Here is a 12,579-nt window from a genome sequence, read left to right as displayed (position 1 = left end):
AGGGATAGCCACGCGGTATGAAAAGCTTGAACGAAATTATCATTCAATGCTCGCTTTAGCATTTACTATGATGTGGCTACCAATGTGGGCTGATTGATATATGTACTACAAAGATCAACAGCCCCTAATATCAACAAACTTCTTTTTCTTCCCAAATTGTGCTTTATCTTCTTCGGAGAGTAGGTTCAATGCGTTATTTATTTTGTGCAGGGCTTCAGCAATTTCGTATAAGTTGATATTTGATTCACAAGTAAATTCATCTAGATCAACTTTATCAGCGGTTATTTGAGAATAAATTTTCTCTGCGAATAATCTAACATCAGATTCAGAGTCAATCTTTTTAGTTATTGCAATTTCTTCTTCAAGGCCTCGATAAATTGCATCGCAGATAGATTTGAAGTTGACACCCCTAACTTTATCAATAACTTTATGTTTGATATCGGCAATTATAGACCCTTTCCTTGTTTCTGAAAGTGCAGAACTAAACTCTATTTTTGTACCAAAGCCAAGCAATATAGACGAGTGTAGTTTATCAAAACCTTCAACGAGTAAACCCATAGAGTTGAATACTCTTTCGGGATTACTTACGTTGCGAGCAAAATCTATTCTAAGAGAGTAACTAGGAGACATTAGGTAATTCCTTTTTTAATGTGTGACTTATACTACTCAATCGATAGATATTTGTCACAGCCAAAATCAGTTAATTATATGGATTCTCTCCCATTGCGACGACCACACAAAAAATTCTTAAATCTAATTCTAGCTGGTGGTAACTCGGCTCCATATGGCAGCAAAGTTGATAAAAGCCTTTGTTGTGACCTTTTTCTTTAAAGTGGGCGAGTTCGTGTACTACTAATGCTTTTAATAATGGCTCCGGAGCGCGCAGTAAGTCGCTGTTTATCGCTAAATCGTGCTTACGGGTTTTACCTTGCATGCGGTAAGTATGTGTACCGAGTGCGTTGGTGACCATATCGCCTTGCTTTTTAAATGCTGCGCGCCCAAACGGCGGTGCGTTTTTTAAATACTGTTTTTTAAGCTCGGTTGCGTAGCTATAAAGTAGTTTATCGCTAGTAATGGTATGTGCTTGCGGATACTTTTTAAGTAAGTAGTCACATACCTTGTTGTTATCTATAAGGCTTAATACTTGCTCAACAATGTTAGCTGGGTAGCCGGTAAAGTAACGTGCGTATTCACTCATTATTGTTTCTCTGTCGTTTTACTTTTAAAAAAGTGCTTGCTGGTGGGCTTCTTTTTCGCCAGTAAATGGGTTTAATGCTTTGTGATTATAACCAAGGTCTTTACAAAAGTGCCTTGCTAATAATGGCGCTTCTCGGTTATCTGCCGTATGAAAAAACACATAAGGCGTTTTTCCTTCATCAAGCCATTGTTTTACTTTACTCAGCCACGGTTTATAAAAGGGTTTATAGTCGTTTTGTAAATTGGCGATAACAAAGCGCGCCATGGGTTGCGTGCTTGTAGCAATGGCATGCACGGGTAAATGCGGCTTTTTTTGCTGTGCATCTATTAGCGCTTCGGTTGTTGGTTTTACCGCAAATAGGGCGCGAGTATCCATCGATATGCGATTTATGTTGTTTGCCATTAATAACTGATTAAGCGCTATTTCGGCTTTGCCCTTTTGAAAAAACGCAGTATGACGTACCTCTACACCGTAATTAACCTCTTTTGGTAATAGGCTAATAAATTGTGCGAGTTTGGGTAAGTCACCAGGACCAAATGCTTTAGGTAATTGCAGCATGATTTGCCCGGTTTTTTCTAAAATAGGGAAGAACAAGTTAAGCCAATCAGTAAGCTCGGTTTGAACATTAGTTAGGTGCAGCTCGTGGCTAAAGCGACGATTAAACTTAAAAGTAAATTTAAAATCGTCAGGTACGCTGTTTACCCAACGCAATACGGTGCTTGGCGAAGGATCAGCGTAAAAGCTGGTATTGCCTTCAACAGAATTAAAATGTTGGGCGTATTGGCTAAGCATATCGGCGTTTTTACATTGGCTTGAAAATAAATTGCCTTTCCATGCGTTGCTCGACCACTGAGGGCATCCAATATATAACATACAAACTAGCGCCTTATTATAAAGTGGCGATAGTGTACCAAATAACAAAACGAGCTGCTGTAAATTCAAGGGCAAAAGCGGCACACGCCCTAGCATCTTAATGTTAGTTGAGTATAATGCAGGGCTTAATTTGATTATTTTTAGATTGCTAGCGGCTTTATTTGTATTGTGGTGACCTGTTTTTTAAATCACACGCCTTAAAACAAATAAGTTTAGCCGTTTAAGCCTTTTATCTGACAGGAAAACTATGCGCTCTATATATTGCGGACAGCTAAATAAAACTCACGTAGATCAAGAAGTAGAACTATGTGGCTGGATCAACAAACGACGTGACCTTGGTGGACTTATCTTTGTCGATTTACGCGATAGAGAAGGTTTAGTACAAGTTGTATTCGACTCTGACATTGAAGAGTTAATGAGTTCAGCTAACACACTTCGCCAAGAATTTTGTGTTCAGTTAAAAGGTGTTGTTCGTGCACGCCCAGACAGCCAAGTAAATAAAGACATGGCAACAGGGGAGATCGAAATTTTAGGTAAAGAGCTTAATATTATTAACCGCTCAGAGCCATTACCACTTGATTTTAACCAAGTAAACTCAGAAGAGCGTCGTTTAAAATACCGTTACCTAGACCTACGTCGTCTAGAAATGAGTGACCGTATTAAATTACGTGCTAAAGCAAGCAGCTTTGTTCGTCGCTTTTTAGATGAAAACGGCTTTTTAGACATCGAAACACCTGTACTTACTAAAGCAACGCCAGAAGGCGCGCGCGATTACTTAGTACCGAGTCGTGTTCATAAAGGTAGTTTTTACGCTTTACCACAGTCTCCACAGTTGTTTAAGCAATTGTTAATGATGTCGGGTTTTGACCGTTACTACCAAATTGTTAAATGTTTCCGTGATGAAGATTTACGCGCCGATCGCCAACCAGAATTTACCCAAATAGATATAGAAACCTCGTTCATGAACTCTGATCAAGTACGTGGTATGACTGAAAAAATGATCCGCGAAATGTGGCAAACATTGCTAAACGTTGATTTAGGCGATTTTCCAATCATGCCTTACAGCGAGGCAATGAGCCTTTACGGTTCTGATAAGCCAGATTTACGTAACCCGATGAAATTAGTTGATGTTGCAGATTTAGTTAAAGACGTAGAGTTTAATGTTTTCTCAGGTCCGGCTAACGACGAAAAAGGTCGCGTTGCTGTGTTAACTGTACCGGGTGGCGCTAAGCTTTCTCGTAAACAACTTGACGATTACACTAAGTTTATTGGTATTTACGGCGCTAAAGGCATGGCGTGGATGAAAGTAAACGATCACACTGCAGGCGCTGAGGGTGTTCAATCACCAGTAGCTAAGTTTTTAAGCGAAGACGTAATTACTAAATTACTTGAGCGTACTAATGCACAGTCTGGCGATATCATTTTATTTGGTGCCGATAAGCGCAACACAGTAAATGAAGCAATGGGCGCACTGCGCGTTAAGATTGGTGTTGATTTAGAAATCACTAACCTTAATAGCTGGGCACCACTTTGGGTTGTAGACTTCCCAATGTTTGAAGAAGATGACGAAGGCACATTACATGCTGTACATCATCCATTCACTGCACCAAAAGACATTAACGCCAGTGAGCTTGAAGCAAACCCAGCAGCTGCTATTTCAGATGCCTACGATATGGTATTAAACGGCTACGAAGTTGGTGGCGGTTCGGTACGTATTCATAATGCAGATATGCAAGAAACTGCATTTAGAATTTTAGGTATTAACGAGCAAGAGCAACAAGACAAGTTTGGCTTTTTACTTGATGCACTTAAATACGGCACACCACCACATGCTGGTTTAGCATTTGGCCTTGACCGTTTAGCAATGCTTTTATGTGGTACCGATAACATTCGTGACGTTATTGCTTTCCCTAAAACAACACAAGCGTCGTGTTTATTAACCAACGCGCCAAGCAAACCTAACCTTGACTCGTTAGCTGAGCTTGCAATTAGTGTTGTAGAAAAAGAAGTATCAAGCGAAGAGTAATTTTTGCTTAGCTTTTAAGCTAATTTTAAAAACCCTTAAGTTATATGCTTGAGGGTTTTTTTGTGGTTAAATTTAAAGCAGTTTAAAGGTTTGTGCCGATTGCTATTATCCATATTGAAAAGGAGTTCTTATGTCGTTTCATCTAACCTTATTTGGTGAGTTTTTAGCTTTTTTTATTATATTATGTATCCCTATTTTTGCTGTAATTAGCTACAAAATAGGTAAGCGTAAAAGTACTATGCCGGGTGTTTTAGCGTTTGTGGGTGGCTGTTTTGCGCTATTTCCATTTTTTGGTTTGATTTTTATTGCAGTGCTTGCGCTTAAAAAAGATTTACCTAAAAATAGCGTCTATGCCCATTAAAAACTAGGTTAATAGTGTCAATTTCAAATAATAATCACTACTTCGACGAGCAATTTAATGCTTTACAGCGCGAAGAGCAACTAACTGAAAATTCTGAGTTTGAAGAGTGCACATTTACCGATTGCGACTTTTCAGGCGGGCAGTTTAAAAATTGCCGATTTATACAGTGCAACTTTAAAAACTGTAATTTATCGTCACTTAAATGGAACTACAGCTCGCTTGAAGATGTAAGTTTTAGCCACTGTAAATTAAATAGTCTGCAATGGACTGACGTAGATTGGCCAGCGCTTAGTATTAACGCACCGGTGAGTTTTAATTATTGCGAGCTCAGTAATAGTTCTTTTTTTGAATTAACCCTCAAAGCTCTCAAACTAACACACTGCTTTGCCAAAAATGTTGATTTTAGACATGCTGATTTAAGCGGTAGTGAATTTACAGGAACAGATTTTCGCGATAGTGAGTTTTTTCAAACTAACTTAACAAAATGTGATTTTGTAGGTTCGACAGCGTTTAATATAGATTTGAATAATAATATTTTAGCGAATGCTAAGTTTGATCGCTTCGAAGCACTTAATTTACTTACCAGCCTTAATATAGAGCTTTGTGATTAATTTAGTTTAATATGATTACATATCTAGAAGCGACAGCTTGGCTGGGCTTCTAGATACTGCGTAATTAACGGCTTGGGCCATTTTTATTACGTGCACTGGCAAGCTGTCTTGCGATTTCTAATAACGCAGGTGAAATATCTTCAGCGCCATCTTTAATTAGTTTTGTAACGTCACCTGACGAAAATAAACCGTCACGTGGTGATTTAATACCTAACTCACGAACAAAATCCTTCGTTTTACCTGTGCTGCCTGTTTCAATAAACTTAAAAATAATACGTTCATTGTTGTTTTTAGCAGGTGCTTTTAGTGTTTCGATTTCGTCATGTATTGCCGTTAGTTTGTCTTCTAGGATTTCTATACGTTCTTGAATGCTATTGTATGATTTCATTTATTGGATCTTTTACTAAATATATTTAAACAATGGCGGCTATTATCGCATAGTTTGACAATAGAGAATGCAAAGCTATAAAGTAAAAGTTATTTTTAATTAAAAACAATAATTTATATAAGTTTAAATATGCAAAAAACACTTAAAAAGCTTTTTATATTAAGCGCACTAGCTCTAAGTACATCAGTAATAGGCGCAACAAGCTATGCAAACGATGGCGTTATAACTGATCAAAGCCGCGATCGCACTATTCCTATCAATATTACATTACCAAGTAACAATGCTAAGTGTACTGAGCAAGTAAAATGCCCTGTAGCGTTTATTAATGCGGGCTACGGAATTAGCCATAATGAATATACGTTTGTTAGTAATGCGTTTAATCAGCGTGGATATTTAACAGTAGCCGTTGCACACGAACTAAAAAGCGACCCTTACCTTAATCGTGAGCAGCCTTACTTAACCACTCGCATGGAAAACTGGCACCGTGGCGTAGTAACACTTAAGTTTTTAGTTAATGAGCTAGCGAGTAAATACCCAGCGTATGATTTTACAAAGCTCGCCTTATTTGGGCATTCTAATGGCGGGGATATTTCCGCATTATATGGCTCTATTTATCCAAACGAAGTTAGCACTATTATTACGCTCGATCATCGCCGCATGTTGATCCCGCGCAATAAAAGTATTCGCGTACTTACTCTACGGGGTAGTGATTACCCAGCTGATGCGAATGTGTTGTTAAACGATTCAGAGCTGGATGCGTTTCCTGTTACACAAACACTAATAGAAAAATCGCGCCATAACGATATGTACGATGGCGGGCCAAAATGGCTGGTGGACAGAATGAGTAAAGAAGTAGAGGGATTTTTAGATAGTAAAAATTAGGTTTATAAAAGTTAAATCACAGCGCAGTGTTAGCTGCGCTATATTAATTTTATGGTAGTTACTCTACCAGTTCACTTACAATAACCGGGTTGTTATGCAGTGTTTTATGTACTGGGCATTTGTCGGCTATTTCGAGTAAACGCTGGCGCTGTGGCTCAGTTAAGTCGCCACGTAAGGTGATTTTACGGGTAATGGCTTCAAGATTACCTGTTTGCTCACAATCGTCGCAATCTTTGTTGTAATCGCGAGTGTGATCAAGCTCTACTTTTACATGCTCCAGTGGTAAGTTTTTACGTGTAGCGTACATGCGTAGTGTCATTGCTGTACAGGCACCAAGCCCCGCTAATAAGTGATGATACGGATCAGGACCTAAATTTTTACCACCTACTTTTATTGGCTCATCTGCAAGCCAAGTATGATCTTTTGTACTTACGTGCTGAGTAAATACATGGTCTTTTTCTTCAACGAGTACATTGCCACCCGTTAAACTTGCCGTGTATTTAGTTTTGTCGTACTTAACATAACGGTTTGCCCACGTTGCAATTATTTGTGCTGCGTAGTCGGCATCGTTTTTATTTGTTAAAAGGTGATCGGCGTTATCTAGGCTAATAAAGCTTTTAGGATGCTTGGCTGATGCATAAATTTTTTCAGCTTCACTAATATTTACCGTCGCATCAATAGGGGAGTGCATTACTAATAATGCGCGCTTAAGTTTACTTATGTGGCTTTTATCGTACTTGGCTATATCGTCAATAAATTGCTTTTTAATGGTAAATTCACGGCCGGCTAAGTTTACTTTAGCTTCACCTGCTGCGTTAATTTCATCAAGGTGTGCTTCAAAGTTATGCGCTACGTGCTGCGCATCTGACGGTGCACCAATGGTTGTAATAGCCGATACTTCAGGAATATGCTCCGCAGCAGCAAGAACGGCAGCCCCGCCTAAACTGTGGCCAATGAGTAGTTGCGGCACCGCAAAATGCTCACGTAAATGATTTGCCGCAGATACTAAATCTTGAATGTTTGATGAAAAGTTACTGTTAGCAAAGTCGCCATCGCTATTACCTAAACCGGTAAAGTCGAAACGTAGTACGGCAATGCCTTGTTGTGTTAAAGCTCGGCTAATACGGGTGGCTGCTGCAATGTCTTTACCGCAGGTAAAGCAGTGTGCAAATAGCGCGTAAAACTTAACGTCACCAGAGGGAAGTTCAAGTTGGCCGGCAAGTTCTAAATCGCCGCTTTTAAAAGATACTTTTTGTCGCATGGGGAGCCTTATTTACACAAATAAAATACATTATAGTAGTAGACCAGAGATTGTTACTAAACCTTGCAAATTCAACGTTTTTTTATAAGTTGATCTTGATCAAGCTAAGTGGCGGTGGCTATGCTTTGCGGACATATGTCCTTATGTTTTTAAGGTCATTTGTCTATCCTCGCATAGCGCTATAATGAAGGCTTTGCTACTTTATCTTAGCTATTTGCTACTATTGAAGCAGTTCACTTCTCACAACCTATTCACTGGAACGTACAATGCAATTACCTACTGTTGATTATAAAGCTCCCGATGCGGCTGCACAATTTGTTGAATCATTAAGAAATACTGGATTTGGCGTTTTAAAAAACCACCCAATCCCACAGTCTTTAGTTGAGTCTATTTACAAAAATTGGCAAGACTTTTTTAACTCAGAGCAAAAGCAGGACTTTTTATTCTCTAAAGAAACTCAAGACGGTTATTTTCCGCCTTCAGTATCTGAAGTAGCGAAAGGCTTTACAATAAAAGACATTAAAGAGTACTTCCATGTGTACCCTAAAGGTCGCGTTCCTGCAGAGCTTGAAGCTGATGTACGTGAATACTACCGTTTAGCAAGTGAATTTGCTGGTACTTTACTAAGCTGGGTGCAGGCTGAATCTCCAGCTGATGTACGTGCTAAGTTTTCGATTGATTTAAAAGACATGATTGCCGGTTCTGAGCAAACATTGTTACGTATTTTACATTATCCGCCAATGACAGGTGATGAAGAGCCAGGTGCTATTCGCGCAGCAGCTCACGGCGATATTAATTTATTGACTGTATTGCCAGCTTCTAATGAGCCTGGTTTACAAGTTCAAAAAACAGATGGCGGTTGGTTAGACGTGCCATGTGATTTTGGCAGCTTAATTATTAATATTGGCGACATGCTACAAGAAGCGTCGGGCGGGTATTTCCCATCGACAATTCACCGTGTAATTAACCCAACGGGCAAAGCATCTACTAAATCGCGTATATCACTGCCGTTATTTTTACACCCGCATCCAGATGTTGTGCTTTCAGAGCGCTACACGGCAGATAGCTACTTGCAAGAACGCCTGCGCGAGTTAGGTGTTAAGTAACTCTTATACTTAGAGTAATTAAGTATAAATATAAAACGGCTTATGGCCGTTTTTTGCATTTTTAAGCAACTTGGTCACAGGTTTAATTTTATTAAGCTATGCTCAATTGCTCGCAACGTAAATAATGGCATGCATTCTTAGCTACTACAGGTATAATGCGCGCAACTGGCTAATGTAGCCTAATTTAAAAGAGAGTTTATATGAGTTTTGAAGGTTTAGGTTTATCACAGTCTTTGGTTAATGCGGTTTTAGAAAAGGGCTATGAAACGCCAACGCCGATTCAGGCTCAAGCAATTCCTGCAATTATTGAACGCCGTGATGTTATGGCGGCAGCGCAAACGGGGACTGGTAAAACAGCAGGTTTTACATTACCACTTATTGAACGTTTGTCTTCTGGTCCTAAAGCTAAAAGTAACCACGTACGTGCACTTATTTTAACGCCTACACGTGAGCTTGCTTTGCAAGTAAGCGAAAACGTTGAAGAGTACGCTAAGCATTCGGATGTGAGCTCGTTTGTAGTTTACGGTGGCGTTAAAATTAACCCACAAATGCAGCGCCTTCGTAAAGGTGTTGATATTTTAGTAGCAACGCCGGGTCGTTTAATTGATTTACATAATCAAAATGCCGTTAAATTTGATAGCGTTGAAGTGCTTGTACTCGATGAAGCTGACCGCATGTTAGACATGGGCTTTATTCACGACATTAAACGCTTAATTGCTAAAATGCCTGCTAAACGTCAAAACTTGATGTTTTCAGCTACGTTTTCAGATGAAATTCGCGCATTAGCAAAAGGGTTAATTAATGACCCAGTTGAAATTTCAGTTGCTGCAAAAAATACCACAGCTAAGAGTGTTACTCAGTGCGTTTACGCGGTAGATAAAACACGTAAAACAGCATTGCTAAGCCACTTGATTCGCACTAACGATTGGCAACAAGTGTTAGTGTTTAGCCGTACAAAGCACGGTGCTAACCGCTTAGTTAAACAACTAGAGCGCGATGATATTGTAGGCGCGGCCATCCACGGTAATAAATCACAAGGCGCACGAGTAAAAGCACTTGATGGTTTTAAAAGTGGTGAAGTACGCGTATTAGTAGCAACAGACATTGTTGCACGTGGTTTAGACATTGTTGAATTACCGCATGTTGTTAACTACGACTTACCAAACGTATATGAAGATTACGTTCACCGTATTGGCCGTACAGGCCGTGCTGGTGCGTCGGGTCATGCAATTTCGTTTGTAACAACAGAAGATGCTGTTGATTTATACGGTATTGAACGCTTTATTGGTGAGCTTATACCGCGTGCTGAAGAGGACGGTTTTGAGCCTATTAACCCAGTAGCAGAGCGCGCATTAGATGCTCGCCCACTGCCGGCTAAAAAACCTAAGAAAAAGCAGCCTTTTAATAAGCCTAAATCTGATAGCAGCAAGCCTAACAGTAAAAAGCCGAACAATGGTGGTAATGGTACCGGCCCACGCCGTGGTGGTTCTAAAAAGCCAGCAGCTAAAACAGATGACAGCGCGCAAAACCCATGGGCAAAGCGTGAATCTGTTGGCGGTAATGGCCAACGCCGCCGTCGCACAAATAACGATTAATCATTATTAAAGATTATATTGGCGTTTAATTAATTTAGAATTTAGTTAAGTGCTGATACAAAAAAACGCGCTCCCTTCTTTTGAATAAATAGAAGTAGCGCGTTTTTTATTGCCTGTAATGTGTTATTAGCTGATTAAATAGTTAACACCTAAACCTACAAATAAAGTCACACTTACGCTAAGTAGTGTACCGAGCATAACGTACTCGGTAAGTTTTTTATCTTTACTGGCACTTAAATCGCCAAACCTAAATACCGATTTTGCGGCAAGTAAAAAACCAAGCCCTGCAAATTGGTCAAGCAATATAAAGCTCAGCATAAGTACGCGCTCCAACATACCAATGCTTTGCCCTGCAAGCACTAAGCTACCAGTACTTGAAAAGTTACTTGTTAAACGCTCTAACATCATTCTTATAAATACGGCGCTAGGACTCAAAATAGTTAAATAACCACATACCACCCACAGTATTTTGGGATCAGTGAGCATATTATTAATTGCAGCCATAAAGCTACTGTTATCAGTTAGCCAAATACTGAGCGCAATAATAACGAGTATGTGCGCTATTTGATCAAGTAAAAAAGGTACCACGCCTTTATTAGAATACGATTTAGCTATATCAATAAAATAATGGCTCACCATAATGCTTGCCGTTGCAATTAAAACACTGCTTAGTTGCTGCCAGCCAAATGTGTATTCCCACATGGTAACGATGAGTGCACTTGTTATACCATGCACGAGTACATGAAAATAAAGCTTAGTGGCTTTAAAGTGACGAGTGTTTCTCTCGTTTACCCAACTCATAGGTTGCCAGTAAAAGTCAGCGAGTAAGTGGCCAATAATAAGGGCGACCACTAAAAGTGAAAACGCCATTATTCACCTCCTTTAATTATATTTTTTATAACGTGCTGTGTGTGCTTAATGAAGCGCTCTATAAGTTGGTAATGCGCTAAATTTAGTAGTTTTGTTACATTTTCGCGACTTGTTTTAAGCTCTTTAGCTAGTGCCGCATGGCTGTTGTCTGATGATGTTAAATAGACATACAGGGCATTTGCTTGTTTTTGTGTGATTTTAGTGAGCAATACGTCGGCAAAGGCTAAATTAAGATTTAAGCTTTCATCGAGCTGCTGCTCGTTAATATTAAAAACAAAGCGTTGATTGCCTATTTTATCAAGGCCTTGCCCCGAAAGAGTAAAAGCAGAACCGGTTGCTGTTTTTATATCGCTGCGTGGGTTATCTATTTGCCCAAGTGCCAAGCTTTGTCGTAGTTCATAACCTGACGATTTAAGGTGTAAATATACAAGTAAGGCATTTTTAAAAAGGAGCTGAGGATTATTAACTTGTAACTGAAAGGCATCGCCTCGGTATATATTCCAAAGTGTTTGCTCCCCCGAAATGTTTCGCAAACTTTGCTCTAGTTGATAAAGCATGGCATCGTATTGCTGCTTAGGGATTGTTTGCGATTTAATAATATCGCCGCTGATCACACCAATCATAAAAATCTCAAAATGGTTACTTTTTAATATGTAACCAATATTGGTTACATAAGGGTATGTAACTAATTTAGGTTACTTAAATATAAATTGCAAGGTACACTTATTTTATAACGTTACTTTTATTGCTATTAATCCTCACTAGGACACTAAATGACTTTACAAAACGAGCAGCAAAGCACGAAACCACGGGTCGGTATTTTTGTTGATGTGCAAAATATTTATTACACGTGCCGTGAGAGTTACGGGAAAAATTTTGACTACAATGCGTTTTGGCGAATGATGGAGGCGCAATACAATATTGAGTGTGCTTTTGCGTATGCAATTTATCGAGGAGATGAAAAGCAAAATCAGTTTCAGAATATTTTGCGTGCGATTGGTTTTGAGGTAAAGCTAAAGCCATTTATTCAACGCCGTGATGGAAGTGCTAAAGGCGATTGGGATGTAGGCATAACAATAGACATGTTAGAGCAGGGTAAAAATCTTGATAAAGTTATTTTGCTCTCTGGCGATGGTGACTTTGCTTTGTTACTTGGGCATTTAAAAAATCAATATAATGTACCATGCGATGTATACGGTGCTGACAGGTTAACTGCTGAGGTATTAAAACAAAGCGCAGAGCAATTTCATTTAATTGATAATACTTTGCTACTTTAACAGTAAAAAATAGTTAAAAAAGTGCAAGCTAAGTGCCTGCAACATGAGAGATTTTAATACAAAGCCGTAATAGATGAATTAAGCCTTATATAGGCTTTTTTTATTACTGTAATCAATTGGGTTTGCTAAAT

At 39.2% G+C, this 12,579-nt stretch carries 14 protein-coding genes and 1 pseudogene; 8 read left to right on the top strand and 7 right to left on the bottom strand.

The window, feature by feature from the left end; translation table 11 throughout:
• Positions 1–97 (top strand): annotated as a pseudogene (locus QL998_RS13280) (IS5/IS1182 family transposase); the annotation flags it as partial.
• Positions 98–114: 17 nt separating this feature from the next.
• Here the strand turns inward: QL998_RS13280 and QL998_RS13275 are convergent.
• From QL998_RS13275 to QL998_RS13265, 3 genes are all read right to left on the bottom strand, one after another.
• A complete protein-coding gene (locus QL998_RS13275) occupies positions 115–630 on the bottom strand; it encodes a hypothetical protein (RefSeq protein ID WP_290192868.1) in 516 nt (171 codons plus the stop codon).
• A 70-nt stretch (positions 631–700) separates the two neighbouring features.
• Positions 701–1,198 carry a YgjP-like metallopeptidase domain-containing protein gene (locus QL998_RS13270; protein ID WP_290192867.1) on the bottom strand — a complete coding sequence of 166 codons (498 nt, stop codon included), beginning with the start codon at positions 1,196–1,198 and terminating at the stop codon, positions 701–703.
• A gap of 24 nt (positions 1,199–1,222) precedes the next feature.
• Positions 1,223–2,071: a DUF72 domain-containing protein gene (locus QL998_RS13265; RefSeq protein WP_290192866.1), complete on the bottom strand. Its 849-nt coding sequence runs from the start codon at positions 2,069–2,071 to the stop codon at positions 1,223–1,225.
• A 247-nt stretch (positions 2,072–2,318) separates the two neighbouring features.
• On the opposite strand from QL998_RS13265, the gene aspS reads away from it, so the two are divergent.
• The 3 genes from aspS to QL998_RS13250 all read left to right on the top strand — a co-directional run bounded on the left by aspS (position 2,319) and on the right by QL998_RS13250 (position 5,069).
• The gene (aspS, locus tag QL998_RS13260) at positions 2,319–4,097 is read left to right on the top strand and encodes an aspartate--tRNA ligase (RefSeq protein ID WP_197173318.1); all 1,779 of its coding nucleotides are present in this window, start codon (positions 2,319–2,321) and stop codon (positions 4,095–4,097) included.
• 130 nt (positions 4,098–4,227) lie between these two features.
• Positions 4,228–4,458, top strand: coding sequence for a hypothetical protein (locus QL998_RS13255; protein WP_290192865.1), 231 nt, complete (start codon positions 4,228–4,230; stop codon positions 4,456–4,458).
• A gap of 14 nt (positions 4,459–4,472) precedes the next feature.
• The gene (locus tag QL998_RS13250) at positions 4,473–5,069 is read left to right on the top strand and encodes a pentapeptide repeat-containing protein (protein WP_182769812.1); all 597 of its coding nucleotides are present in this window, start codon (positions 4,473–4,475) and stop codon (positions 5,067–5,069) included.
• Positions 5,070–5,133: 64 nt separating this feature from the next.
• On the opposite strand, the gene QL998_RS13245 is transcribed toward QL998_RS13250, so the two are convergent.
• Complete coding sequence (locus QL998_RS13245; RefSeq protein ID WP_010555318.1) at positions 5,134–5,457, bottom strand: hypothetical protein; 324 nt, start codon at positions 5,455–5,457, stop codon at positions 5,134–5,136.
• A gap of 129 nt (positions 5,458–5,586) precedes the next feature.
• On the opposite strand from QL998_RS13245, the gene QL998_RS13240 reads away from it, so the two are divergent.
• Complete coding sequence (locus tag QL998_RS13240; RefSeq protein WP_290192864.1) at positions 5,587–6,339, top strand: alpha/beta hydrolase; 753 nt, start codon at positions 5,587–5,589, stop codon at positions 6,337–6,339.
• Positions 6,340–6,397: 58 nt separating this feature from the next.
• Here QL998_RS13240 and QL998_RS13235 read toward each other — a convergent pair whose 3' ends face one another.
• Positions 6,398–7,600, bottom strand: a complete 1,203-nt coding sequence (locus tag QL998_RS13235) for a bifunctional alpha/beta hydrolase/OsmC family protein (RefSeq protein ID WP_290192863.1) — start codon at positions 7,598–7,600, stop codon at positions 6,398–6,400.
• 266 nt (positions 7,601–7,866) lie between these two features.
• On the opposite strand from QL998_RS13235, the gene QL998_RS13230 reads away from it, so the two are divergent.
• On the top strand, positions 7,867–8,706 hold the full coding sequence (locus QL998_RS13230; RefSeq protein ID WP_024599825.1) for a 2OG-Fe(II) oxygenase family protein: 840 nt from the start codon (positions 7,867–7,869) through the stop codon (positions 8,704–8,706).
• A gap of 200 nt (positions 8,707–8,906) precedes the next feature.
• Positions 8,907–10,301 carry a DEAD/DEAH box helicase gene (locus tag QL998_RS13225; RefSeq protein WP_008172585.1) on the top strand — a complete coding sequence of 465 codons (1,395 nt, stop codon included), beginning with the start codon at positions 8,907–8,909 and terminating at the stop codon, positions 10,299–10,301.
• 126 nt (positions 10,302–10,427) lie between these two features.
• On the opposite strand, the gene QL998_RS13220 is transcribed toward QL998_RS13225, so the two are convergent.
• Both QL998_RS13220 and QL998_RS13215 read right to left on the bottom strand, forming a co-directional pair.
• Complete coding sequence (locus tag QL998_RS13220; protein WP_290192862.1) at positions 10,428–11,171, bottom strand: DUF3307 domain-containing protein; 744 nt, start codon at positions 11,169–11,171, stop codon at positions 10,428–10,430.
• Entirely contained in the window at positions 11,171–11,794 is a 624-nt protein-coding gene (locus QL998_RS13215) for a hypothetical protein (RefSeq protein WP_290192861.1), read from the bottom strand. The genes QL998_RS13220 and QL998_RS13215 overlap by 1 nt, the downstream gene beginning before the upstream one ends.
• 150 nt (positions 11,795–11,944) lie before the next feature.
• Between QL998_RS13215 and QL998_RS13210 the strand changes: the two genes are divergently transcribed.
• On the top strand, positions 11,945–12,448 hold the full coding sequence (locus tag QL998_RS13210; RefSeq protein ID WP_002962844.1) for an NYN domain-containing protein: 504 nt from the start codon (positions 11,945–11,947) through the stop codon (positions 12,446–12,448).
• Positions 12,449–12,579: the final 131 nt, after the last annotated feature.

This window comes from Pseudoalteromonas sp. APC 3691 (assembly GCF_030408135.1).
Classification (GTDB): domain Bacteria; phylum Pseudomonadota; class Gammaproteobacteria; order Enterobacterales; family Alteromonadaceae; genus Pseudoalteromonas.
This window is presented reverse-complemented; position numbering and strand designations above follow the sequence as displayed.